At 62.3% G+C, this 24,508-nt stretch carries 24 protein-coding genes; 8 read left to right on the top strand and 16 right to left on the bottom strand.

Going from position 1 to position 24,508, the window contains the following annotated elements; all coding sequences use genetic code 11:
* The first annotated feature begins 18 nt into the window (after window positions 1-18).
* The 7 genes from ABD720_RS15945 to ABD720_RS15915 all read left to right on the top strand — a co-directional run bounded on the left by ABD720_RS15945 (window position 19) and on the right by ABD720_RS15915 (window position 5,795).
* Complete coding sequence (locus ABD720_RS15945; RefSeq protein WP_344764721.1) at window positions 19-528, top strand: LPS-assembly lipoprotein LptE; 510 nt, start codon at window positions 19-21, stop codon at window positions 526-528.
* Window positions 529-536: 8 nt separating this feature from the next.
* The gene (gene holA / locus ABD720_RS15940) at window positions 537-1,556 is read left to right on the top strand and encodes a DNA polymerase III subunit delta (protein WP_344764720.1); all 1,020 of its coding nucleotides are present in this window, start codon (window positions 537-539) and stop codon (window positions 1,554-1,556) included.
* 53 nt (window positions 1,557-1,609) lie between these two features.
* Complete coding sequence (locus ABD720_RS15935) at window positions 1,610-2,875, top strand: glutamate-5-semialdehyde dehydrogenase (RefSeq protein ID WP_344764718.1); 1,266 nt, start codon at window positions 1,610-1,612, stop codon at window positions 2,873-2,875.
* Window positions 2,876-2,927: 52 nt separating this feature from the next.
* On the top strand, window positions 2,928-3,350 hold the full coding sequence (locus ABD720_RS15930; protein ID WP_344764716.1) for a CopD family protein: 423 nt from the start codon (window positions 2,928-2,930) through the stop codon (window positions 3,348-3,350).
* Window positions 3,351-3,379: 29 nt separating this feature from the next.
* Window positions 3,380-3,982, top strand: a complete 603-nt coding sequence (locus ABD720_RS15925) for a 2-hydroxychromene-2-carboxylate isomerase (RefSeq protein WP_344764714.1) — start codon at window positions 3,380-3,382, stop codon at window positions 3,980-3,982.
* Between the two features lie 119 nt (window positions 3,983-4,101).
* Window positions 4,102-5,322 carry a THUMP domain-containing class I SAM-dependent RNA methyltransferase gene (locus tag ABD720_RS15920; protein ID WP_344764712.1) on the top strand — a complete coding sequence of 407 codons (1,221 nt, stop codon included), beginning with the start codon at window positions 4,102-4,104 and terminating at the stop codon, window positions 5,320-5,322.
* Window positions 5,323-5,393: 71 nt separating this feature from the next.
* Window positions 5,394-5,795, top strand: a complete 402-nt coding sequence (locus tag ABD720_RS15915) for a DUF2721 domain-containing protein (protein WP_344764710.1) — start codon at window positions 5,394-5,396, stop codon at window positions 5,793-5,795.
* 726 nt (window positions 5,796-6,521) lie between these two features.
* Here ABD720_RS15915 and ABD720_RS15910 read toward each other — a convergent pair.
* The 3 genes from ABD720_RS15910 to ABD720_RS15900 are packed head-to-tail and all read right to left on the bottom strand — an operon-like array spanning window position 6,522 to window position 12,099.
* Window positions 6,522-7,724 carry a hybrid sensor histidine kinase/response regulator gene (locus ABD720_RS15910; protein ID WP_344764708.1) on the bottom strand — a complete coding sequence of 401 codons (1,203 nt, stop codon included), beginning with the start codon at window positions 7,722-7,724 and terminating at the stop codon, window positions 6,522-6,524.
* A 29-nt stretch (window positions 7,725-7,753) separates the two neighbouring features.
* Window positions 7,754-8,608 (bottom strand): CheR family methyltransferase, encoded by an 855-nt coding sequence (locus ABD720_RS15905; RefSeq protein ID WP_344764706.1) that lies wholly within the window; start codon window positions 8,606-8,608, stop codon window positions 7,754-7,756.
* A complete protein-coding gene (locus tag ABD720_RS15900) occupies window positions 8,608-12,099 on the bottom strand; it encodes a response regulator (protein WP_344764704.1) in 3,492 nt (1,163 codons plus the stop codon). Before ABD720_RS15900 ends, ABD720_RS15905 begins: the two co-directional genes overlap by 1 nt.
* 628 nt (window positions 12,100-12,727) lie before the next feature.
* On the opposite strand from ABD720_RS15900, the gene ABD720_RS15895 reads away from it, so the two are divergent.
* On the top strand, window positions 12,728-13,021 hold the full coding sequence (locus ABD720_RS15895) for a hypothetical protein (RefSeq protein WP_344764702.1): 294 nt from the start codon (window positions 12,728-12,730) through the stop codon (window positions 13,019-13,021).
* 309 nt (window positions 13,022-13,330) lie between these two features.
* On the opposite strand, the gene ABD720_RS15890 is transcribed toward ABD720_RS15895, so the two are convergent.
* The 13 genes from ABD720_RS15890 to ABD720_RS15830 all read right to left on the bottom strand — a co-directional run bounded on the left by ABD720_RS15890 (window position 13,331) and on the right by ABD720_RS15830 (window position 24,508).
* The gene (locus ABD720_RS15890; RefSeq protein WP_344764700.1) at window positions 13,331-14,398 is read right to left on the bottom strand and encodes an alkene reductase; all 1,068 of its coding nucleotides are present in this window, start codon (window positions 14,396-14,398) and stop codon (window positions 13,331-13,333) included.
* 94 nt (window positions 14,399-14,492) lie between these two features.
* Window positions 14,493-14,816 carry an ArsR/SmtB family transcription factor gene (locus tag ABD720_RS15885; protein WP_344764698.1) on the bottom strand — a complete coding sequence of 108 codons (324 nt, stop codon included), beginning with the start codon at window positions 14,814-14,816 and terminating at the stop codon, window positions 14,493-14,495.
* An 89-nt stretch (window positions 14,817-14,905) separates the two neighbouring features.
* Complete coding sequence (locus ABD720_RS15880) at window positions 14,906-15,817, bottom strand: pseudouridine synthase (protein WP_344764696.1); 912 nt, start codon at window positions 15,815-15,817, stop codon at window positions 14,906-14,908.
* 18 nt (window positions 15,818-15,835) lie between these two features.
* Complete coding sequence (gene trhO, locus ABD720_RS15875) at window positions 15,836-16,672, bottom strand: oxygen-dependent tRNA uridine(34) hydroxylase TrhO (RefSeq protein ID WP_344764694.1); 837 nt, start codon at window positions 16,670-16,672, stop codon at window positions 15,836-15,838.
* Between the two features lie 72 nt (window positions 16,673-16,744).
* Window positions 16,745-17,242 carry a type II secretion system protein gene (locus ABD720_RS15870; protein ID WP_344764692.1) on the bottom strand — a complete coding sequence of 166 codons (498 nt, stop codon included), beginning with the start codon at window positions 17,240-17,242 and terminating at the stop codon, window positions 16,745-16,747.
* Window positions 17,243-17,245: 3 nt separating this feature from the next.
* Complete coding sequence (locus ABD720_RS15865) at window positions 17,246-17,626, bottom strand: type II secretion system protein (RefSeq protein WP_344764690.1); 381 nt, start codon at window positions 17,624-17,626, stop codon at window positions 17,246-17,248.
* 4 nt (window positions 17,627-17,630) lie between these two features.
* On the bottom strand, window positions 17,631-18,110 hold the full coding sequence (locus ABD720_RS15860; protein WP_344764688.1) for a type II secretion system protein: 480 nt from the start codon (window positions 18,108-18,110) through the stop codon (window positions 17,631-17,633).
* A 2-nt stretch (window positions 18,111-18,112) separates the two neighbouring features.
* Window positions 18,113-20,383, bottom strand: a complete 2,271-nt coding sequence (locus tag ABD720_RS15855) for a secretin N-terminal domain-containing protein (RefSeq protein WP_344764686.1) — start codon at window positions 20,381-20,383, stop codon at window positions 18,113-18,115.
* Window positions 20,383-20,907 carry a hypothetical protein gene (locus ABD720_RS15850; RefSeq protein WP_344764684.1) on the bottom strand — a complete coding sequence of 175 codons (525 nt, stop codon included), beginning with the start codon at window positions 20,905-20,907 and terminating at the stop codon, window positions 20,383-20,385. The genes ABD720_RS15855 and ABD720_RS15850 overlap by 1 nt, the downstream gene beginning before the upstream one ends.
* On the bottom strand, window positions 20,904-21,482 hold the full coding sequence (locus ABD720_RS15845) for a hypothetical protein (protein WP_344764683.1): 579 nt from the start codon (window positions 21,480-21,482) through the stop codon (window positions 20,904-20,906). The genes ABD720_RS15850 and ABD720_RS15845 overlap by 4 nt, the downstream gene beginning before the upstream one ends.
* A complete protein-coding gene (locus ABD720_RS15840; RefSeq protein WP_344764681.1) occupies window positions 21,479-22,030 on the bottom strand; it encodes a PilN domain-containing protein in 552 nt (183 codons plus the stop codon). Before ABD720_RS15840 ends, ABD720_RS15845 begins: the two co-directional genes overlap by 4 nt.
* Window positions 22,027-22,842: a hypothetical protein gene (locus ABD720_RS15835; protein ID WP_344764679.1), complete on the bottom strand. Its 816-nt coding sequence runs from the start codon at window positions 22,840-22,842 to the stop codon at window positions 22,027-22,029. The genes ABD720_RS15840 and ABD720_RS15835 overlap by 4 nt, the downstream gene beginning before the upstream one ends.
* Window positions 22,835-24,508 carry a GspE/PulE family protein gene (locus ABD720_RS15830; protein WP_344764973.1) on the bottom strand — a complete coding sequence of 558 codons (1,674 nt, stop codon included), beginning with the start codon at window positions 24,506-24,508 and terminating at the stop codon, window positions 22,835-22,837. Before ABD720_RS15830 ends, ABD720_RS15835 begins: the two co-directional genes overlap by 8 nt.

Raw genomic sequence — 24,508 nt, 5'->3', positions numbered from 1 at the left:
GAAGACGGAAACCCGCTCATGAATCGACGTACCTTCCTGGCCTATTCCGCCATTACTGCCACCATGGCCACGCTGTCGGCCTGCGGTTTCCGCTTGCGCGGCTCTAACGGCGAAGCCAATTTGCCGTTCAAGACCATGGTGCTCGGCTTTGGTGACACCTCGCCGCTGGGGGCGGAACTGCGGCGCAATATTCGCGCCAATGGCACCGCCGTCATCACCGACCGCAAGCTCGCCGACGCCAGTCTCGACGTGCTGTCCGAGACCCGCGAAAAAGTTATCTTGTCGCTCAACAGCGCAGGCCGGGTGCGCGAATTCACGCTGTATTACAAGTTCCGCTTTCAGGTCGTGGACAACACGGGCAAGCAATTGCTGGCGCCTACCGACATCATTCTGAAGCGCGAAATCAGCTTCAACGAATCTGCCGTGCTGGCCAAGGAAGCCGAAGAAGGCTTGCTGTACCGTGACATGCAAAGCGACCTGGTACAGCAGATCCTGCGCCGCCTCGCCGCACTCAAGCCAGCGACCTGAGCGACGCCATGCAACTGCGCGCCGACGCCCTCGATGCCCACCTCGGCAAGCCGCTGGCGCCGCTGTACGTCATCACCAGCGACGAGCATCTGCTGGCGCTCGAAGCGGCCGACAAGATCCGCCGGACCGCGCGCGCGCAGGGCCTGAGCGAGCGCGAGGTACTGCAGGTCGACCGCAGTTTCAAGTGGGGCGAACTGAATGCCGCCAACAATGCCCAATCGCTGTTCGGCGACCGCAAGTTGATCGAGCTGCGCATCCCGACCGGCAAACCCGGCAAGGATGGCGGCCAGGCACTGCAGCACTACGCCGCCAGTCCGAATCCCGACAACGTCACGCTGATTACCTTGCCCAAGCTCGACTGGGCCACCGCCAAGGCGGCGTGGGTCGGCAGCCTGCAACAGGCTGCTGTCTACATCGACATTGCACTGGTCGAGCGCAATCAGTTACCAGGCTGGATCGCTACGCGCCTGGCAGCGCAGGGCCAGAGCGCCGACAAGGAAGGCATCAACTTCATTGCCGAGCGGGTCGAAGGCAACCTGCTGGCGGCGCACCAGGAAATCCAGAAGCTCGGCCTGCTACATCCGGAAGGCAAACTGCGCTTTGAACAGATCCATGACGCGGTCATGAACGTGGCGCGTTACGATGTGTTCAAGCTCAATGAAGCGATGCTGGCGGGCGATGTGGCGCGACTGGTGCGCATGCTCGACGGTTTGCAGGGTGAAGGCGAAGCGCTGCCGCTGGTGTTGTGGGCCGTCGCCGAAGAAATCCGCACGCTGCTGAAAATCAAGGCAGGCATGGAGCAAGGCAAGGCCGTCGGCATGCTGCTCAGGGAATACCGCATCTGGGGCCCGCGTGAAAAACTGATGGAACCGGCCCTGCGGCGGCTCTCGCTGGCAACCCTGGAATCGGCCATCCAGCAAGCCGCGCAAGTCGACAAGCTGATCAAGGGCTTGCGGGCCAAGGCATTTGCGGGCGATGCCTGGGATGCGATGCTGCAGCTGGCCCTGAAGGTGGCGCGCGGACGCTAAGCGTACAGACCGACCACCGCCAGCCCCGAAACAACGACACTGAAACGACCACGATGACCCTACTCGATACCATGATCCAGCTCGGCAAGAACGCCCGCGCCGCTTCCCGCGCGATGGCCAAAGCCTCGACCGCCACCCGCAATCAGGCCCTGCTGCTGATCGCCGCCGCAATCCGGCGCGACGCCGCCGTGCTGACTGCCGCCAACCAGCGCGACCTGGCAGCGGCTGCCGCCAGCGGTCTGGATGCGGCCATGCTGGACCGCCTGACGCTGTCCGACAAATCGATCGCGGGCATGGCCGAAGGGCTGGAGCAGGTGGCCGGATTGCCCGACCCGATCGGTGAAATCTCGAACATGAAGTTCCGTCCCAGCGGTATCCAGGTCGGCCAGATGCGCGTGCCGCTGGGCGTGATCGGGATCATTTACGAAGCCCGCCCGAACGTCACCATCGACGCCGCCGGCCTGTGCATCAAGAGCGGCAACGCCACCATCCTGCGCGGTGGTTCGGAAGCCATCCACTGCAATCGTGCACTGGCCAGACTAGTGGCCGAAGGATTGTCCGGCGCCGGCCTGCCAGCCGACGCGGTCCAGGTGGTCGATACCACCGACCGTGCTGCGGTCGGTGCGCTGATCACGATGCCCGAGTACATCGACGTCATCGTGCCGCGCGGCGGCAAGGGCCTGATCGAACGCCTGATGCGCGAATCGACGGTGCCGATGATCAAGCACCTCGACGGCATCTGCCACGTCTATATCGACGACAAGGCCGACCTCGAAAAAGCCGTCAACATCGCCTTCAATGCCAAGTGCCACCGCTACGGCACCTGCAACACGATGGAAACCCTGCTGGTTGCCAGCGCGATCGCGCCGCAGGTCTTGCCATTGCTGGCGGTGCGCTACGCCGGCCAGCAAGTCGAGCTGCGCACCGATGCCCATGCCGCCGCCATTCTGGCCGGCTACCCGCATCTGACCGACGCCACCGACGCCGACTGGAGCACCGAATACCTCGCGCCTATCCTGGCGGTGAAGATTGTCTCCGGCCTCGATGAAGCGATCGACCACATCAACACGTACTCGTCCAAGCACACCGACGCAATCGTGACCGAAGACTATAGCCGCGCCCTGCGCTTCCTGCGCGAAGTCGATTCGGCCTCGGTGATGGTGAACGCCTCGACGCGCTTTGCCGATGGCTTCGAATACGGCCTCGGTGCCGAGATCGGCATCTCCAACGACAAATTGCATGCACGCGGCCCGGTCGGTCTGGAAGGCCTGACCTCGTTGAAATACGTGGTGTTCGGTCACGGCGAAGTGCGTCAGTAACCCGTCAACAACAGCTCGTTCGATCACGCCTCACCCCACCAAGGAAATACCCATGCTCTGGATTAAAACGCTGCACATCGTCTTCATTACTTCCTGGTTCGCCGGCCTGTTCTACCTGCCTCGCCTGTTCGTCAATCTGGCCGACGTGAAGGATGTCGCCACCACCGAACGCCTGCTGATGATGTCGCGCAAGCTGTATCGTTTCACGACGATCCTGATGATTCCTGCGTTGATTTTCGGCTTGATCCTGTGGCTGGGCTATGGCATCGGCAAGGGTCCGGGCAATGGCTGGATGCATGCCAAGCTGCTCTTCGTGGTGCTGGCCATCGGTTACCACCATGCCTGCGGTTCAATGCTGAAAAAGTTCGAGCGCGGCGTCAACAAGCGCGGTCATGTGTTCTATCGCTGGTTCAATGAAGTGCCGGTCGTGCTGTTGCTGGCGATCGTTGCGCTGGTCATCGTGAAACCGTTCTGACACTCTTTACCGGACCAACAGGAGACTCCATGGGCAAGACTTGTGACTATTATTTTGCACCGCAATCGCCGTTTGCCTACCTCGGCCACGCGCGCTTCGTGGCACTGGCCAAAGAGCATGGCGCCCGCGTCGAACTGCGCCCGTGCGACATCGGCAAGGTGTTCAGTGTCACCGGCGGTTTGCCGCTGGCGCAGCGCGCACCGCAACGGCAGGCGTACCGGCTGGCCGAACTCAAGCGCTGGAGCGAATTCCTGCAACTGCCGCTGAATCTGCAACCGGCATTTTTTCCGGTGCCGGCGGATGCGGCGGCAAAACTGATCATTGCCTGCCAATTGGCCCATGGCACCGAGACCGCGCTGGCGCTGACCGGCGCGATCATGCAGGCAGTCTGGGCCGAGGACAGGAACATCGCTGATGACGACACGCTGGCGTCGCTGGCGACGATGATGGAACTCGACGGCAAGCTGCTGCTCAAAACCTCGTCCACGCCAGCAGTACAGGCGGAATACGAACGCAATACCGAAGCCGCAATCACGGCCAATGTGTTTGGTGCGCCGTGGTACGTGGTCGATGGCGAAGGCTACTGGGGTCAGGACCGGCTGGATTTTGTCGGGCGCGCACTGGCCAGATAAACACGCAGCAAGTGACGGCAGCGATCCGCCGTCACGCCGCACGCAATGTGCAACATCACCGCAACATCGGCAATCCAGGCGGATTGCCGCATCACGCAACCACGGACAAAGGGCTCCCCATGGCACAAGCATCACACTCCTATTTCTGTCCCTGCCCGCGCGGCATGGAAGCCGCACTGGCCGAAGAACTCGGCGAAATCGCCCTCAAAAGCCCGACCCTGAAAGTCCACAATCAGGTGCCCGGCGGCGTGCATTGCTCGGGCGAGCTGATCGACGCGTACCAGGTCAACCTGCATTCGCGCATCGCCTCGCGGGTGCTGATGCGCATGGCGCATTCCAGCTACCTCAATGAAAACGACGTCTACGACCTGGCGCTGGCACAGCCGTGGGAAGACTGGTTCGGCGTGCACCACACGATCCGCATCGACATCACCGCGATCAAGTCACCCTTGCGCAGCCTGGAATTCACCACCCTGAAAATCAAGGATGCCATCTGTGACCGCTTCCGCGAACAGTTCAACGAGCGCCCATCCGTCGACACCAAAGAACCCGACATGCGCATCGTCGGCTTTCTGGATGCCCGCAACGTGACCCTGTATCTCGACACCTCGGGCGAAGCGCTGTTCAAGCGCGGCTGGCGACTCGACACCGGCGATGCGCCCTTGCGTGAAAATCTGGCGGCCGGCCTGTTGCGGGTGGCGGGCTGGAAACCGGGCATGGTGCTGTTCGATCCGATGTGCGGTTCCGGCACCATCCTGGCCGAAGCCGCGCAAATGCTGACCGGCATTCCGTCGGGCGCACGGCGCAGCTTTGCGTTTGAAAAATTCCACGGTTTCCTGTCAGCCGAATGGGCTGCGATCAAGGCCGCCATCAAGGCCAATCCGCTCCCGGCCGAGCCGACGATTTTTGGCAGCGATATTTCAGGCGATGCCATCGTCATGACGCGCAGTAATCTGAATCAGGCCGGCATCCCGTTCGAGGTGCCGCTGAAACAGATTGAAGCGCAGGAAATCAAACCGCCCACCGACGTGCCGGGCATCATGCTGACCAACCCGCCATATGGCGAACGGATCGAGCTGCGTGGCGATGCCGCTGTACCGGAAGATGAACTGGCGAAGACCTTCTTCAGTGCCTTCGGCACCACGCTCAAGCAACGCTTCCCGGGGTGGAAAGTGTTCCTGTTCACCGCCGATCTTGGTGTGCCGCGTTTGCTGCGCCTGAAAGAAGCGCGCAAGACGCCGTTCTTCAATGGCGCGCTAGAATGCCGGCTGTTTCGCTTTGACATGGTGCAGGGATATAACCGCCGCGAAGAAGCGAAGCCGAAGGATGCGGCGTCCTGATGGCGGGCACGTATTCAGCTGAGTTACGTGCTGCATCACCGGTCATCTTCCTCAATAGCCGGTAACGCCCCATGGACCTGACCACCCCTGCCCTGCTGTTTCCGGCGATCTCGCTGCTGTTGCTGGCCTACACCAACCGCTTCATGGTGCTGGCACAGCTGATCCGGCAATTGCACAGCCAGTACCAGGAAAACCTGAAAGACGTGGTGATCCGCCAGATCGCCAACCTGCGCGTGCGCATCACGCTGATCCGGCGCATGCAGGCCTTCGGCGTGACGAGCTTTATCTTGTGTGCATTGTCGATGCTGCTGGTGTTCATCAACCTAATCATTGCGGCGCAAATCGTGTTCGGCGCCAGCCTGTTACTGCTGGTGCTGTCGCTGGTGTTCTCGCTGATCGAAATTGCGATCAGCACCAAGGCGATCGAAATCGAGCTGGAAGATATCGAGCAGAATCTGAAGCGGCATCAGTGACACGGACCAGCGCAAGATTGCGTGATCACCACCTCACGTTCAACCCATCAAATGCCTGTTCCTCTATCCTGGGGCAACGATCAAAAATCGTAGCTTGGGCCTTCTCCCGCGACAACGATCAAAAATCGTAGGCTGCGAAGCCCAACATGCGTCAGATTGCGTTGCGGGTCGCCACTGCGCGCGGTCGTCGGTAGCTAAAACGGGTTGCGCTCCGTGGAGGCAAGCCGGGTGCGGCCCGGCAGCCGCTCACTTTTTTGCTTCGCTGTCGTAGGTTGGGCTGCGAAGCCCAACATGCGTCAGGTTGCGTTGCAGGTCGCCACTGCGCGCGGTCGTCGGTAGCTAAAACGGGTTGCTCTCCGTTGATGCAAGCCGGGTGAGGCCCGGCAGCCGGTCACTTCTTTTTGCTTCGCCAAAAAGCAGTAACCAAGAAAAAGGCGACCGCTAGACCGCTGCCCTGCGGGTTCCCAAATACCGTGCCCGGTCCGGGGGAGGGCCGCAAACTCGCTACGCCACCGTCCGTTGGGCTGCGAAACCCAACATGCGTCAGGTTGCGTTGCGGGTCGCCACTGCGCGCGGTCGTCGGTAGCTAAAACGGGTTGCTCTCCGTGGAGCCAAGCCGGGTGCGGCCCGGCCGCCGGCTTGCCTCCACGGAGCGCAAACCGTTTTAGCTACCGCAGCCCGACGACGCTACACCGATTGCGCGATCATCACAGCACGTTCAGCCAATCAAACAGCTGTTTTTTCTTCCCGCGGCAACATCAGCGTAAAGCGCGCACCATCGCCCGCTACGCTCTCGACCTCCAGCGTGCCGTCGTGCGCCTCGGCCAGTTGCCGGGCAATATACAAGCCCAATCCCAAACCATCGCGCACGGCATTGGTACCGGCACGTTCGTAAGGCGCAAAGATGCGTTTCTGGTCATTGGCAGCGATGCCAGCGCCTTGATCGCGTACCGTGATCAGGATCTGCGTCGGGGTCGCGACCAGCGACACCGTTACCGGTTTCTGGCCACCGTAGCGCAGCGCGTTGGTCAGCAAATTCACGATGATCTGTTCAACCCGGAAATCATCACACCAGCCCCTGATGCCGCCCGGTGCCTGCAGCGAGATCGGGCTTTCGGCCACCTCGGCCTGGTGCGCCATGTCGCTGACGATCTGCTGCAACAGCAACGACACATCGACCACGGCGGCGCGGATCGACAGCTTGCCGCTGCGGATGCGCGATACATCGACCATGTCCTGGATCAGGCGGATCATGCTTCTGATCTGGCGCGCGTCGCGCGCGACCATGCGCTGCAGCTGCTCCGGGCCGAAGGCGTCGGTGCTGGCCCGACCCAGCTGGATGCCGCGCAGCTGGTTTTCCAGCAGCAGTGTGTTGAGCGGCGTGCGCAGTTCATGCGCCACCATCGACATGAAGTCGTCGCGCATTTGCAGCGCATGGCGCAGTTCGGTCCGGGTGGCCTGCAGTTCCTTCTGGCTTTGTTCCAGCGCGGCCATCTGGCGCGTCATTTCGTCTTGCTGTTTGCGTAGCGCGACGAAGACATTGACCTTGCTTTGCACAGCGACGATATCGAGCGGCTTGTACAAAAAGTCGACCGCGCCGGTCTCATAACCCTGAAATGCGTGGTTGAGTTCCTTGCCGGCGGCGGTGACAAAGACGATCGGAATGTGCCGGGTGCGCTCAGTACCGCGCATCAGTTCGGCCAGCTCGAAACCGTCCATGTCGGGCATCATCACGTCGAGGATCGCCAGCGCAAATTCGTGCTCCAGCAGCAGCGCCAGCGCGGCTTCTCCCGAGCTGGCCTGATACACGATGCGATCTTCCTGCGCGATGATGGTCGACAGCGCCAGCAGGTTTTCCGGCAGGTCGTCGACGATCAACAGCTTGATACCGGGCACGCTCGCCAGCGGTACGTCACGGGGATGGTTCATAGGTGATTCATGGTTGACTCATGGGCGATTCAGACGGTTTTTCGGTAGAGCCGTTCGACCTTCACGATCGCATCGAAGCGGCTGGCATAGGCCGAAAAATCAATGCTCTCCTTGCTGCCGAGTCCCAGAAAACCGCGGTGACACAGCGACTCGTGGAACAGACCAAGGGCACGGTCCTGCAGCGCCCGGTTGAAATAGATCAGCACGTTGCGACAACTCACCAGATGGGTTTCCGAGAACACGCTGTCGGTGGCCAGGCTGTGATCCGAAAACGTGATCCGCTCGTACAGCGTCGGATCAAAACGTGCCCCGCCATAGGCCGCCGTGTAGTAATCCGATAGCGCGCCGGTACCGCCCGCCTGCAGGTAATTGGCGGCGTAGTGCGGCATCTGCTCGAGCGCGAACACGCCCTGGCGGGCGCGTTCCAGCGACTGCGGATTGATGTCGGTGGCATACAGGATGGAGCGTTCCAGCAAGCCGGCTTCGCGCAGCAGGATCGCCATCGACACCACTTCTTCGCCGGTGCTGCAACCGGCAATCCAGATCTTCAGCGACGGGTAAGTGGTCAGGACTGGTACGACATGCTCGCGCAAGGCCAGGAAGTACGACGGATCGCGAAACATCGCGCTGGTCGGAATGGTCAGGAACTGCAGCAACTGCGCGAACGCTTCCTCGTCGTGCAGTACGCGCGACTGCAGTTCGGAAATCGTGGCACAGCCCATCTGCGCCATCGCCTGTCCGACACGCCGCGCTTGCGACGCTTCCGAATAGTCGCGGAAATCGTAGCTGTAATACTGATAAATGGCCTCAATCAGCAAACCGGTTTCGATCTGTGCGAGCGATGCATTCAGCAGCGGTACCTCCACGCGCACATCGACCGCCATCAGAGCCGCTCCATGCTCGGCAGCCAGACCCGCAGCAGCGAATACAGGCGGTCCAGATCCACCGGTTTGGCCAGATAATCCGACGCGCCCGCCTTGATGCAATTTTCCTGATCGTCCTTCATGGCCTTGGCAGTAATGCTGATAATCGGCAGCGTACGGAAGCGCGAATCGGACCGGATCCGCCGGGTCGCTTCCAGCCCGTCCATGCCCGGCATCATCACATCCATCAGAATCAGGTCGATCTCGGCAAACGCATCGAGCTGACTGATCGCCTCGGCCCCATTGCGCGCCACCACCACGGTCAGGCCCTGATGTTCCAGTGCGCTGGTCATCGAGAAAATATTCCGCACATCGTCATCGACCAGCAGCACGGTGCGGCCCTCGAAGACCCGGTCGCGGCTGCGCGCGGTCTTCAGCATGCCTTGCCGTTCGACCGACAGTTCGGATTCGACCTTGTGCAGGAACAGCGTGACTTCGTCAAGCAGGCGCTCGGGCGAGCGGGCGCCCTTGATGATGATGGAGCGCGAATATTGTTGCAGGTCGGTTTCTTCGTCCCGCGTCAGGTTGCGGCCGGTGTAGACAATCACGGGCGGAAAGGCGCAGATATGGTCGGTACCCATGCGTTGCAGCAGTTCGTGGCCCTGCATGTCGGGCAAGGCCAGGTCGATGATCATGCAATCGAAGACCACGCTCTGCAGTAGCGCCATGGCTTCTTCACCGGACGCCACCGCCGAGATATCGACATCGGCGTCGCCAATCAAGTGCATCACGCTCTCGCGCTGGCGGTCGTCGTCTTCGACCAGCAGCACCCGCTTGACACGGTGGGTCGCGCTGCCATCGATTTGCTGGAAGACCTCGGCCAGCCGGGCGCGTGTAGCGGGCTTGGTCACGTAACCGGCGGCACCCTGCTGCAGCGCCGCGCGCGAACGGTCGGAGCCGGAAATGATGTGCACCGGAATATGCCGCGTCACCGGATCGGCTTTCAGGTGCTGCAACACCGCCATGCCGGAACCGTCCGGCAAGCCGAGGTCGAGCAGAATCGCATCCGGCAAATGATCGGTGGCAGCCTGCAAGCCATCGGCCGCACCATGCGTGACCACGCACAGGTAATGCATCTCGTGCGCCAGGTCGAACAGGACACGGGCGAAGTCGGGGTCGTCCTCGATCACCAGCACCGAACGCGTGTCGACAACTATGCGCAGGCGGTCATCGATAAAGGAAGGCAACAGCGCCGGGCTGGCTGCCGGCTCGATGGTGCTGCGCGGTGGCACCTTCGCCGGAGCAAATGGTGCCGACAACCTGGTTGGCAACACCATGGACAACATCGGCGGCAGAATCAGCGGCACGGCCGTGGCCGTTTCGGGCAGCAGCAAGGTGAACACGCTGCCGTGACCAGTTTCGCTGGACAGATGGATCGCACCGCCCAGCAAGCCGGCCAGGTCGCGTGAAATCGACAGACCAAGACCGGTTCCGCCGTAACGCCGGCTGGTCGTGCCATCGGCCTGGCGGAAGGCCTCGAAGATCAGCTCTTGCTGATCCGGCGCGATGCCGATGCCGGAGTCCGAGACGCTGAAGGCGACCACGCCGTCGGCATGCTTGCGCACCACCAGCGCGACGCGACCAGCATCGGTGAACTTGACCGCATTCGAAAGCAGGTTCTTGAGAATCTGCTCGACCCGCTGGCGGTCGGCAAATATCGAGGCCGGTGCATCGGCATCGATCTGTATCACAAACTCCAGATGCTTTTGCCGCGTCATCGGTTCGAACGTCATGCGCAGCGACGCCACCAGTTGCGTCAGCAAAATCATGTCCGGTGCCAGTTCCATCTTCCCGGCCTCGACCTTGGAAATATCCAGGATGTCGTTGATCAGGTCGAGCAGATCGTTCCCGGCCGAATAAATCGTCTGGGCAAAGCGCACCTGCTCAGCATTCAGGTTGCCCGGTGCATTTTCTGAGAGCAGCTTCGACAGGATCAGCGAACTGTTGAGCGGCGTGCGCAATTCATGCGACATGTTGGCCAGGAATTCGGACTTGTAATTGCTGGCGCGCTGTAGCTCCAGCGCACGGGCTTCGAGCTCGGACTGGACCACACCGAGCGCAGTATTTTTCTGGTCCAGTATCAATGCCTGCATGCCCAGCTGCTGATTGGTCTGTTCCAGCTCCGCCTTCTGGTTTTCGAGGATGGACTGGGTCACTTCCAGCGCGCGTGACTGCGCTTCGAGTTCCTCATTGGAAGCCCGCAACTCCTCCTGCTGCGTCTGCATTTCTTCGTTGAGCTGCTGGGTTTCTTCCAGCACGTCCTGCAGACGCGAACGCAGCAACGCGGCATGCACGGCATTTCCGATGTGCGATGACAGCAACTCCAGCAATTCGATATCGCGGTCGGCCGGCAGATGCAAAAAGCCCAGCTCGATGACGCCATTGACCTCGTCGTCGTGGCTGACCGGCACCAGCACGACGTGACGCGCGACGGCATCGCCCAAGCCGGAACTGACTTTCAGGTAGTGATCGGGAATCTGTTCCAGACGCAGCAGGCGATTGGTCAACGCCACTTGTCCGACCAGGCCTTCACCTGCCGCAAGACAGTGCGCCAGCAGCGCGCTTTCCTTGCTGAACCCGTAGTTCGCAATCCGCAGCAGACTGCCATCGAGCTGGCGTACATACAGTGCGGCCACCGCGACATCGATCGTGCGCGCCAGGAAGTCGAGCACGCTGCGACCCAGCTGCGGCATCGGCATCTGGCCGAGATTCTTGCTGGCAAGCTGGCTTTGTCCGTTGCGTTGCCACGCCTGCCGTTCCAGCTGCTCGCCGTGCAATTTGTGTTGCGACAGCGTGGCACCGTAGACGTCCGACAAACGCTGCAATTCACGCCGGCCAAAAAACGCCAGCAATCCGGTCATCGACAGACTCAGCAACAGATAGAGCCCGACCACATTGATCGTCGCATCCTTGGCATCGCTGCCGCGTTCACGGCGCAGGCGTTGCTCGACCGCCAGAAACGTGCTCAGTTCAGAGCGAATTACATCGAACTGCAGCTTGCCGGAACCACGACGGATGATTTGTTGCGCATCCTCGCCGCGCCGCCGCAGCGCGATGGTGTCCAGCGCAAAAATATTCCATTGGTCTTGCAGGGAATCGATCAACCGCAGGCGGGCCACCTGCATCGGATTGTCCTCGACCAGCGCAATCAAGGCGGCGGTCTCGACCTTGATTCTTGGCTTGGCAACCGTATAAGACGCCAGAAAACTGTCGTCACCCGTGATCAGGAAACCGCGCATGCCGGATTCCATGTCGACGGACAGCTTGCTGATTTCATTGGCATTGCCGATGACGGTTTCGGAATGTTCGACCGACTTCAACACTGACAACAAATAAAAGATCAGCCCGACAAACACCAGCGCGTTGAGCACACCCACGGCGAGCGGCAAGGTGATGTTGCGATTGAGGATGCGACGGAAACTGGTCTGGTCAAGGGCAGATACAGCAGTCATGGTGGTCTCTTGTAATTTTCTGGCGGATGCGGCGAAGTTTATCGTACAAAAACGTAAGCAACGAGAAACAACCATGAAACAGAACGGGACTTGCAGTACCTGTTGTTATCGACTGAATGTTATGGCTGGCGATGGACTGGGATAGCGAAAGGAGCGTGACTCCAGGCGTGTGAGTTGGGCTGCGCAGCGAGCTCTTTCAAGGCGGACCTTGGGTGGCGGACAATGCGTTTTGGTCGTTGCCGAATTGTGGGTTGGGGCGCTGGGCGCAACGTGCGTCAGGTTTCCTGCGCGGTTGGTGGTTGGTGGTTGGTGGTTGGTGGTTGGTGGTTGGTGGTTGGTGGTTGGTGGTTGGTGGTAGCTAAAACGGGTTGCGCTCCGTTGATGCAAGCCGGGGGCGGCCCGGCAGCCGGTCACTTCTTTTTGCTTCGCCAAAAAGCAGTAACCAAGAAAAAGGCGACCGCAAGACCGCTGCCCTGCGGGTTCCCAAAAACCGGGTACGGCAAGAGGGAAGCCCGCAAACTCGCTGCGCTCAGACAGTGCGGGCTTCTTATCCTCTTGCCGTACCCGGTTTTTGGCAGCGATCTTTTTACGCGGAATTCAAGGTCAAAACCAAACCCAGCCTTGGTGATTGAATGACGGTCGCGCTCGCTTTGCGCGAGAAGGCTGGCTCGTCGATATCGACATCGACATCGAGTTCAAAACCAACGTCAAAACCAACGTCAAAACCAACGTCAAAACCAACGTCAAAACCAACGTCAAAACCAACGTCAAAACCAACGTCAAAACCAACGTCAAAACCAACGTCAAAACCAACGTCAAAACCAACGTCAAAACCAAAACCTGCAAGGCTTTTTCAAGCCATCTTTCTCGCGCAAAGCGAGCAAGACCATCACTCAATTACCAAGGCTGGGCTTGGTTTTGACCTTGAATTCCGCATAAAAGGCCGCTGCCAAATACCGTGTCCGGGCAGGGGATAAGAGGGCCGCACTGTCTGAGCGTAGCGAGTTTGCGGCCCTCCCCCTGACCGGGCACGGTATTTGGGAACCCGCAGGGCAGCGGTCTAGCGGTCGCCTTTTTTTGCTTACTTTATTTGGCGAAGCAAAAAAAGTGAGCGGCTGCCGGGCCGCACCCGGCTTGGCTCCACGGAGCGCAACCCGTTTTAGCTACCGCAGAGCGCAACCCGTTTCAGCTACCGCAGAGCGCATCACGTCGTGATGCCACGCCCCCCACCCTACGCCGCCAACGCCGGATAGTCGGTATACCCCACCGCATCCGGATGATAAAAAGTCGCCGGCACAGGCGTGTTCAGCGGCGCGTCAATTGCAAAACGCTTCGGCAGATCCGGATTGGCGATGAACAGCTTGCCGAACGCAACCGCATCGGCAACACCGTCGGCAACGATTTTGGTCGCATCGTCGCGGGTCATCTGTTCATTGGCGATGTAGACGCCGCCAAAGGCTTTTTTCAGTTGCGGCCCAAGGCTGTCGGCACCCTGTGCTTCACGGGCGCAAATGAAGGCGATACCGCGCTTGCCCAGTTCGGTGGCGACATAACCGAAGGTCGCGGCCGGGTTCGAGTCGCCCATGCTGTGGGCATCGCAGCGCGGCGCCAGGTGCATGCCGACGCGGGAGGCGCCCCAGACAGCGATACAGGCGTCGGTGACTTCCAGCATCAGACGGGCGCGGTTTTCGATCGAGCCACCGTAGATGTCGGTGCGATGGTTGCTGCCATCCTGCAGGAACTGGTCGAGCAGGTAGCCGTTGGCACCATGCACTTCCACGCCATCGAAGCCGGCGATCTTTGCGTTCTCGGCACCCTTGCGGTACGCCGCGACGATGCCCGAAATCTCTTCCAGTGCCAGCGCGCGCGGTGTCGGGTAATCGCGCAATGGGCGCAACAGGCTGACGTGGCCTTTGGCAGCAATGGCGCTGGGTGCGACCGGCAGATCGCCATCGAGCAAGTCGGGGTCCGAGATGCGCCCGACATGCCACAACTGCAGAAAAATCCGGCCGCCGGCGGCATGGACCGCGTCGGTGACCAGACGCCAGCCAGCGGTTTGCTCGTCGGACCAGATGCCCGGCGTGTCGGCGTAACCGACGCCCTGCAGGGTCACGGACGTGGCTTCGCTGATGATCAGTCCGGCCGAGGCGCGTTGCACGTAATACGCCGCCATCAGCGCATTCGGCACGCGGGCACTACCGGCGCGAGCGCGAGTCAGCGGCGCCATGATGATGCGGTTCGGCAGGTCGAGGTCGCCGATGCGGATGGGGTCAAACAGGGTGGGCGCTGCGGTTGTCATGAAATGCTTTCGTAAAAATACAGTGTCCGGATAGCGGGCACGTCAGAAGGGACAGGCGCACTGGGCGTCGCCGATGCGTGCAATTCGGGCCTGACTACAAACCACCATGCAGCTGATCCAGAAAAGCCTGGATCACTGCTTCGTCACGCCGGAAAAAAATCCATTGGCCGACCCGTGTCGCGCTGATCAGCCCGGCTTTCTGCAAATTGGCCAGATGCGCCGAGACGGTCGATTGCGACAGACCGGTGCGCTGGTCGATCAGACCGGCGCAGACGCCGATGTCCAGCGGATACACCTGCATGTCGAAATAGGCCGCAGGTGTTTTCAGCCAGACCAGAATATCCCGTCGCACCGGATTGGCCAGGGCCTTGTGGATGGCGTCGACATCGAGAACGGGCCGGGGGATTTTTTTGGGCATGTGTTTCGTGGTTTGACGATGTGTATATCGTAGTTATCCGAATTGCGAATCGGGATTGTACGATGGATTCGCAGGCGATGCCGGACGCTTCAGAACTGCAACGTGAACAGGCTCTGGAACTGCCGCAGCGTCCCCGACATCGGATCAGTAAATTCCAGTGACTTCGCCAGTAATTGCAACGGTTTGCTGTAGTCGGGCACCTCGCCGGGGGCGGGCTCCGCCGCATGATGCGGATAGATCTGGTCGTTCAGGATGGGAATGCCGAGTCCTTCCATCTGCACCCGCAACTGGTGGCGCTGGCCGGTCGCGGGATGCAGGCCGTAGCGGGCCAGCGCGCCCTGCACTTCCAGCAGTTCGATCCAGGTATCGGCATTGGGCTCGCCCTCGACTTCACACATTTTCATGAAGGAGGCCGCTTCAACCAGCCGGCTGCGCAGCCGCATCGGCAAGGCCAGTTCGGGCCGCCACGGCGCAATGGCTTCGTAGTGCTTGGTGACGGCGCGGTCGCGAAACAGCGCCTGATACACGGCGCGCGTGGCGGGCTGGACCGTGAACAGGACCAGCCCGGCGGTTTCACGATCGATCCGGTGCATCGGCGCCAGCGTGTCGATACCGAGCTTGCGCTTCAGGCGCACCAGCAGGGTTTCCTGCAGGTAGCGACCGGCGGGTGTGACCGGCAAAAAATGCGGCTTATCGACCGCGATCAGGTAATCATCGCGGAACAGTACGGTTTCTTCGAACGGAATCGGTGCTTCCGCGGCGAGGCTGCGAAAGTAGAAAATTTTGGTATTGGCACGGTACGGCGACGTCACATCGAGCACCGCACCAGTGCCATCGAGGACATCGCCTGCGGCCATGCGCGCACCCCATTGGTCGCGTCCGATCACCGGAAACTGCGCCGCCAGAAAGTCCAGCAGCAGCGGCCACGACCCTGCGGGCAGCGCCACCGAGCTGGCGCCAACGCCGTCACGCGAAGGCGGTGGTGTTGCGGCGCGCTTCACGGGCCGATTCACCGTCACCTACTGCCCCGACTGGTCAAGACGCCGGGCCCGCTGCAAGCGCCACTCGCCATCCGGTTCGCCGTCATAGACATCGTCCAGCGTGGTCTCGGTTTCCTGCAGCGTGGTGTCGAGCGCGATGCGGTTATCAAAAACGAAGCACTCGCCCTGCCAGTCCTTCTCGGCGTCCGGCATGGTCCGGAAATAATTCAGGATGCCGCCTTCCAGCTGATAAATTTCGATGCCCATGTCGTGCATCCAGGCGCTGGTTTTTTCGCAGCGGATGCCGCCGGTGCAGTACATCGCGACGCGCTTGCCGGCCGCTTGCCAGGCTGGCGCATTGGCCTCGATGTATTTCGGGAAGTCACGGAAATTGGCGACCTGCGGATCGACCGCATTGTTGAATTTGCCGAGTCGGTATTCGAAGCTGTTGCGGTTGTCGATCACCACCACATCATCGGCCGCGATCAGCTCGCGCCATTGCTGCGGGCTGACCGCAATGCCGGTCTGGCGCAGTGCGTCGACACCGTCGACACCCATGAAGACGATCTCGGTTTTGCGATGCACTTTCATGCGGCCGAAAGGCGGTGTACTGCAGGGGCTGCGCTTGAAATCGATGCCGGTAAAACGCGCATCGATGCCGAGTGCCTGCTCGAAAGCGTCCACCGCTGCAGCGCTGCCGGCCAGCACGCCGTTGATGCCTTCTTCGGCGACCAGGATGCTGCCCAGCAGCGCATGCGTCAGTGCCCGCAACTGCAGGACCACGGCATCGGGGTCATCGAGACGGACGAATTTGTAAAACGAGATATGGACCAACGCGCCAGAGGGCGGCTGTCCTGAAACGGAAATTGGATGCATGGTGCGCAGATTGTCGCAGATTCCCTTTGCGACGCCTGCCAATCTGCGGCAACAGCAACGTCGATTGACGACTCAGTTCGAAAAATCGAGGATCGCATTACCCGGCGCCGCCACCACGAATGGCCATTCCCGATAGGAAGTGCGGCCCTCGAAGCCGATGAACTCGCTGTCGAAATTCGCCAGCCGGATCGGTCGTGCCGGCGACAGGCTGTGCACGCCCTGGAAACCCTGCCCTGCGGGTGACGGTATCAGCGCCCACTGGCTGTTGCCCGTCATCGGATCGGCATACAGCTTGCGCAGATGGCGTCGCAGCAGCGGCGTGCGCGGGTCTTTCAGCAAATCCTGCAGGGTGTTCGGGTACATCGGCTGACCGGCAGGCGTGGAGCTGATGTAGCTGCCGAGCGCTTGCTGGAATTCATGGCCGATCTCAAGCAGCGCATCTTCGGCCGCGCGACGCTGCGCCACGACGCCCAGCATCACGGTCGCGCTGGCGGCAAGCGCCATCAGCGCGAGCACGATGAGCAGACTGATGAAGGCAAATCCCCGCTGCCGGAGCGTGCGCGTTGCCATCGGCTACAAGGCGCCGAACGGCGTGCCGTTGCGGTCGCGTCCTTCGGCGCCGCTGCTGATCCCCGCGACCCGGCCACGGGCCGGCTCGTCGGGCGCAGCCAGAATCCAGGTCGTCCGGCTCTCCGTGATCGGATCGAGCGGTACCGTACGCAGGTATTTTTTGTCGACCAGCTCGTCGAGCGAATCCGGGTAGCTGCCCGTGTCGGCATAAAACTTGTCGATGGTGTCGCGCGTGAGGCGCAGGTTTTCCAGCAGCACGGCTTCCTTGGCGGTGTCGATGCTCTGGAAATATTTTGGCATGGCCAGGGTTGCCAGCACGGCGATGATGGCCAGCACCACCAGTAGTTCGATCAGCGTAAAACCGCGTCGTGAAGAATGCTTCATCGGTTCACCATAGCCGGTACGGTACGCCGTTCAGCCCGGTCTTCGGCGAGGTCGACACCACATCGTAGACGTCCGCGCCTTCTTGCGGATCGGCCGCTTCGCTGGCATAGCTGCGCTTGCCCCACGAGGCTGCTGCATCGAGCGTGGCATCGGCCTGCATCGGGTCACGCGGAATGCGACGCAGGAAAAACAGCTTGCGGCGGGCCGGATCGCGCTGGTCGGCAGCGCCACCGACCAGTACGTCGAGCGTGGCCGGGTAGCCGTTGCTGTTGATGGCTTTCGCAATCCGTCCCTCGTCGCTGGCTTTTTTGTAGGCATCCAATGCACGCCGGATGTCGACCAGGGCGCGTCGCAAATCCTGCTCCCGCGCACGCTGCAGCGAACCCTGCGCCACCGGCACCGCCAGTGTCGCCAGCACGGCCATGATGGCCAGCGTGACCAGCAGTTCGATGAGCGTAAAGCCGTGACGGTTACGATGCCGCATGCTTATTTGACGAGCACCTGGAACGCCGGCCCCACCGCCGCCGGCAACGCCTTGCCGGCCAGTCCGACCGGCGCACTGGTCAGCAATTGCACCCGTGCCGCCGGGCTGGCCGCGAGTGCCTTGAAGGTGATCGTCGCGACCTCGCCCGGTGCACTGGCCCCGCTCTCGCCGCTGCGGGTGCCGCTCAAGAGAATCTGGCCGCCGGCATCGATGCGGCTGGTGAACGTGGCCTGGCCACCGCCTTGTTTGAGGAAGCCGCCTTCGCCGACGCTGATCACCTGTAGCGCCGCGCTGTCGTAACTGAGCGCCATCGGCAAGCTGGTGACGGGCTGGTCGGACTGCATCAGCAGTTGCAATGCAAAGGTCTCGCCAACCTTGAGTTCGGTCGGGCCTTGCCACTGCACTTGCACGCCACCGGCAGGCGGCACGAGGTCAGCAGGCACGGCAGGCACGGCCGGAACGGCTTGCGTGGTACGTGCATTCGCCACCGGTGCCGGCGATGGCGCGATGATGCTGTCGGGCCGGCTGCGAAAACTGTTGTCGGTGCCCGAACGGAATTCGGCCAGCGCCGCGTCCGGGCGCTGGATATTGCGGATCAGGTGCGGCGTGATCGACAGCACGATTTCTGTTTTCTGGCTGTCATCGACGCCGCTGCCAAACAGGCGACCGAGGATCGGCAGCTCGCCGATGCCCGGCACCTTGTTGCCGGAGCGCCGGTCTTCATCGTTGATCAGGCCGGCCAGTACCTGTGTCTCGCCATCCTTGAGGCGCAACACGGTGCTGGCGGTGCGTGTGCCGATCTGGTAGGCGACGGTGCCGGACTGGGTCCGCAGCTGGCTGACGATGTTGCTCACTTCCATCTGCACCTTGATCGCGACATCGTTATCGAGGTAGATGGTCGGCTCGACATTCAGTGTCAGGCCGACATCGACATAGTTGATCGACTCCGACACAAAGCCAGTCGAGGTCGCCGTGGTGGTGATGTTGGGTACCCGCTCGCCGATCAGAATCCTGGCTTTTTCGCGGTTGCGGGTACGGATGCGCGGATTGGCCAGCAGCTTGGCGTCGGCGTCTTCCTTGCGCGCTTTCAGCGTGACCGGACCGATCCCGGCACCGAGCGTGTTGCTGTTCTGGTTGCGCAAATCCTGCAGTGTCAGGCCGCCGCCGAAACTGCCGCCCAGTGGCAGCGGCGTCAGGCTGAGGCTGTTGGGCCACTGGATGCCCAGCTCCAGCAAGCGGGTGCGCTTGACTTCCAGGATCTCGACTTCCAGCATCACTTCCGGCTCGGCCACGTCGTGCAACGCGACCAGTTTTTCGGCGATGCGGATGGCTTCCGGATTGTCGCGTAGGATCAGCATGTTGAGCTTTTCGTCGACCACGATATCGCGTGACTTGAGGATGGTCTTGAGCGTGTTGGCAACCACCTTGGCATCGGCATTGGTAAGGAAAAACGTGCGCACCATCAGCTCCTGGTAATCGCGCTGCTTGGCGGCCGTGTTCGGATAGATCAGGATCGTGTTCGCATCCAGCACGTGCTGTTCCAGCTGGTTGGTCAGCAGCGTGAAATGCACGGCCGATTCGATCGTGCTGTTCTTCAGAAAAATCGAGGTCTTCTGGTCGGTACGCACATCCTTGTCGAACAGGAAGTTCAGGCCGGAGGTACGGGCAATCACTTCGAACACCTGCTTCAAACTGACATCCTTGAACTCGATCGAAATCGGTTTCTGGTAGGCCTTCGAGAGCGCCGTCACCGGGGCCGGCTGGACCAGGTCGGCGATGGCCTGCTGCAGCGCCAGTGCCCCGGCGTTTGCGGGGTCTTCATTGAGTACCGGACGCAGTCTGGCGCGCGCGGTGGCGATGTCTTTCTTGTCGAGTGCGGCACGGGCTTCGGTCAGCGCCTGCGCATGACGGGCCTGCATGTCGAGCGTGCGCAAGCCGGTGCGGGCGCGCTCGTTGGCCGGATCGATCGCCAGCACACGCTGGTACAGTTTGTCGGCCTCCGGCTTGCGGCCGGCAGCGGCCTGACGGTCCGCCAGTTCGAGGTAGGTGTAGGCGGCGCGCTCGCGGGTTTGCAGCACGGCCTGGCGGTATTCGGGATTGCCCGGGTCCTGCGCCAGCGCCTGCTGGAATTTATCCAGGCCCAGTTCGACCTGGTCGCTGGCAACCAGCGCCTTGCCGTCGCGATAGGCCATCCGGGCGGCGCAACCTGACAACAGCAGGACGCCCGTGACCAGCAAGGCAAGCAATGAAACAGCAGGGGTGCGCCTTGGCATCAGTTCATGCCTCCGATGGTGAGTGTTTGGATGTGCCGAAGCGGCAGGTAGGTGATCGACATCTGCGGTGGCGTGATCGCCTCGATGCGGTACACACCGTCGATGACCGATTGTTCATGCACGATGAAGGTCTGTTCGCCGCGCGCCAGGAAAACCTCCCAGCGGCCGTCTTCCATTTTCTTGCCGAGATACGTAAACGGCAACGGCGGCGCTTGCGGAGGTGGCGCGGGCAACGGCTTGACGACCACCGGTGGCGGTGGCGGTGGCATCCAGCTCTGGCTACCGAACAAGGCATCGGGCTTGCCGCTACCGGCGCCACCGATCAGTGCCTGGCGTGGCTGGAGTACGAGGATGGCGCCGACGACCGGAGCCACCGGGCGCGGGGTGGCTGAACCCGCCAGCATCGGCACCGGTGCCCGCGTCACCGGCTCCGCAATCCCGGTATCGGCGGTCTTGTCGCCGAACAGCGCCAACCCGGCCGCAACGACCAGCGCGGCCGCCATCAGCCAGTGCAGGCGCGTCATCGCAGCCGCTCCGGTGCCGCCGCCGGCACGACCGCGAGATACAGCGTGAAGCGCAAGCGCGCGTCCAGGATCGGACTGGCAATCGACTCGCGCTGCAGGCGCACTTCATCCAGCGATGCGAACGGAATGGCCAGCAACGCCTGCCCGGCAAACTGGCGCAACGCCGGATAGGTGGCTTTCACCGGCAATACGATCTGCCACGCAAGAACGCCACTGTTCTTGTCGACCACGCTGCGGTATTCGGCGGCACTGAGTTGCAGGCCATTTTTTTGGGCCAGCGCGAACAGGGTCCGGAGCTGCTCGTTGGCATGCCGCTTGTTGCCGAGCATCGCATGAAAATCCGCCAGCGGATCGCGTGGCTGCACGGGCAGTGCGGCCTGCGGCGCCTGCGCCATCGCGACCGCGTTCGCCAGCTCCCGCTGGTCGTCCACGGCCTGCCGCCGCAGCCACGGCAAGCCCGCGCTCCAGGCCACAATCGCGACACCGCACAGCAGGCAGGCCAGCGCGCGCATCCAGCCAAAGCGGCCCAGCGCCAGGCGCGTGCGCAGGATCAGGATCAGGGGCGCCGCCGTCATGGTCCGAACGCCTGCCATTGCGCTTCGAACTGGAAGCGCAGCGGCTTGTTGGGATCCTGCTCGCTGGTTTCGTGGCGCAGCAGCACCACGCCGGCGAACAGCGGTTGCTGCTGCAACGCATCGAGGTAGCCGATCATGGCCTCGCTGTTTTTGGCTTCGGCAGTGACTTTGAGCAGATGACGGCGCGCGTCCGGCTCCAGCGCCAGCAGCGCAATCGCGGGTGGCGTCGCGCTTTCGATGGCGTCGAAGACGTCACGCCAGGGCAGATTCAACCGGGCGATCGTGCCATTGATGGCATCGACCTGCGCCGCCGGCAGTGCGGCCCGTTGCGACGCTGGCACGGGCGCCATGCGGCGTTGCTGCAGCGCGTGGACCTGCTGCAAGGCGGTCCGGCTGTGCGCATGCTGCGCCATCAGCATGTCGGCATTGAACGCGGCCAGCACGCACGCCAGCAAACCAATGCTGGCAGCCGACCAGGTCAGTGCACTGGTGCGTGCCAGCGTGCGCACCAGTGAACCCGGCGCAAAATCGATCTGCAACGCCTTCATGCAGGCACCCCGGCTTGTGCCAGCGCCGCATCGGGCGAGCGCGCCGGTAATTTATTGTCGACCAGCGCGAGGCAGGCAATGCGCTGCGGCGCAATGCCGGTCCACGGTTGCGGTACCTCGCCGCAGAGCTGGACGCGCTGTGGCGCCGGCAGGTTCAGGCGCAGCGCCTCGCGTTGTACGTACTCCGTCAGCCAGGCGGGATTTTTCATGTCGGCCTGGTCGATGGACTGGCGTCGCAGCGCGATCATGTTCGCGCCATCGAGGATGAGCAGGCTCAGCATGCCGTCGTGCGCGACGCCGAACCAGTCGCCGTTTTTCAGTGCACCATGCCAGCGGTTCCACGCCGCCACGCAGTGCGGCAGGATGGCCACCCAGCGCAAGCGCAGTTCGGTGCCGATGTCGTGCAGCGCAGCCTGCAACGTGCGCGGCATCGCGGCGACCAGGAACGGCGCGCCGGCCTGCCAGCCAGGCTGCAAGACCCAGTCGGTCGCGTCATTGCCATAGAGCTGTCCGAAGCGCATCGCCACGGCCGCATCGAGATCGCGCTGTTGCGCAGCATTCGACGGCGGTGTGACGACAAACAGCCGGAACCAGTCATCGGCCAGCGTCATGCTGACGGTCGCGCCAGCGCAGTGCGCCTCGGCCAGCGCGGCGCGCAACTGCTGCGCCAGCAACGCCGCCGAGCCGGGTGCATCCAGCAAACTGCGTTCGATCGGAACACCGGCATGACGACCGAACCGGTCGCGCCGCAACAGCGCCAGACCGGTCGTCGAGCAACCGAGGTGCAAGCGGGGTGCCAGGAAGTCAAGCATGCAGGGTCACCCGCTTGATCTCGGCCACGGTGGTCTCGCCGTTGCGCACCAGTTCCAGTGCGGCCTCGCGCAGCGTGCGCGTGCCGTTGCGGCGAGCGGCCTCCTTGACCAGACGGATCGGTTGTTTGTCGATGATCATTTCGCGGATCTCGTCGGTCAGCGTGAGGATTTCGGCGATCGCCTTGCGGCCCTTGTAGCCGGTGCCGCGACAGTCGCCGCAACCGCTGCCTTGCCGGAAACGGTAGTCGCGCACGTCGTCCGGCATCAATCGCACGCGTGCCAGTTCGGCCTCGCCCGGCTGGTACGGCGCGGCGCAATGGGGGCAGTTCAGGCGCACCAGCCGCTGCGCCCAGATGCCGTTGAGTGCCGACACGAACGCGTACGGATCGATGCCCATGTGCGTGAAGCGGCCGAACACGTCGAAGACGTTATTGGCATGGACGGTGGTCAGTACCAGGTGCCCGGTCAGCGCCGACTGGACGGCGATCTCGGCGGTTTCGCGGTCACGGATTTCGCCGACCATGATCTTGTCGGGATCGTGTCGCAGGATGGACCGCAGCCCCTTGGCAAAGGTCAGTCCCTTTTTTTCATTCACGGGAATTTGCAGGATGCCGGGCAACTGGTACTCGACCGGGTCTTCGATGGTGATGATCTTGTCGCGGCCGTTGTGGATTTCGGTCAGCGCCGCATACAGCGTGGTGGTCTTGCCGGAGCCGGTCGGGCCGGTCACCAGCAGCATGCCGTATGGTTCTTCGGCCAGCATGCGCAGGCTGGCCAGCGACGGCGCGTCGAAGCCCAGCGCTTCGAGCGTCAGTGCGCCGTAGGCTTCGATCATCGCGCGCTTGTCGAGGATGCGGATCACCGCATCTTCGCCGTGGATGCTGGGCATGATCGATACGCGCAGGTCGATGTCGCGACCGCCGGCCTCGACCCGGAAGCTGCCATCCTGCGGCACGCGCCGCTCGGCGATATCCAGTTCGGCCAGCACTTTCAGACGCGAGATGACGTGCTCGGCGACTTCGGTGCCATTGACCGCGGTGGCATGATCGAGCACGCCGTCAACGCGATACTTCACCGCCAGCCCGGTCGGCGTGCTTTCGAGATGGATGTCGGACGCACCGGCCTTGAGCGCGTCATACAGCGTCGAATTGACCAGCCGGACCGCCGGGCTGGCGGCTTCGCTGACCGAGGCGAACGAGAGCACGGTGGCCTGCTTGCCGTCGCGTCGCGCCTCGCTGGCGGTCGGCTGCAGGTTGTCCACGGCGCGCACCGATTCTTCCTGTTTCGAGAGGTAGGCCGCCAGGTCCGCCGGCAATGCCAGACACAGCACGAGCGGCGCGCGCGCCTGGGTCGCCAGCCAGGTCTGCAGGTCGGCATCGAAGGCATCATCGACCACGCCGGCGAGCTGCTGGTCCGGCCCGCGCAACAGCACGCAACGGCGCTGCATCGACAACGACAGCGGCAGCAGGTCGAAGGCCGGTGCCAGCGCCAGCATGTCGGTGGTTTCCATGGCGCGCAAAGCGAACAGTGCGGCAATCTCCTGCACCTGCGCCCGCGGTGCAAGGTCCGACAGCAGCGCCAGTTCGGCCATCACGCTCTGGCCGCTGGCGGCCGATTGTGCACGGGCGCGTTGCAGCACTGCCAACGCGAGTGGCTCGGCAGGCAT

The organism is Actimicrobium antarcticum, assembly GCF_039536745.1.
GTDB lineage: Bacteria > Pseudomonadota > Gammaproteobacteria > Burkholderiales > Burkholderiaceae_D > Actimicrobium > Actimicrobium antarcticum.
Note: the sequence above shows the minus strand (reverse complement) of the source record. Positions and strands in the feature narration are given on the sequence as shown.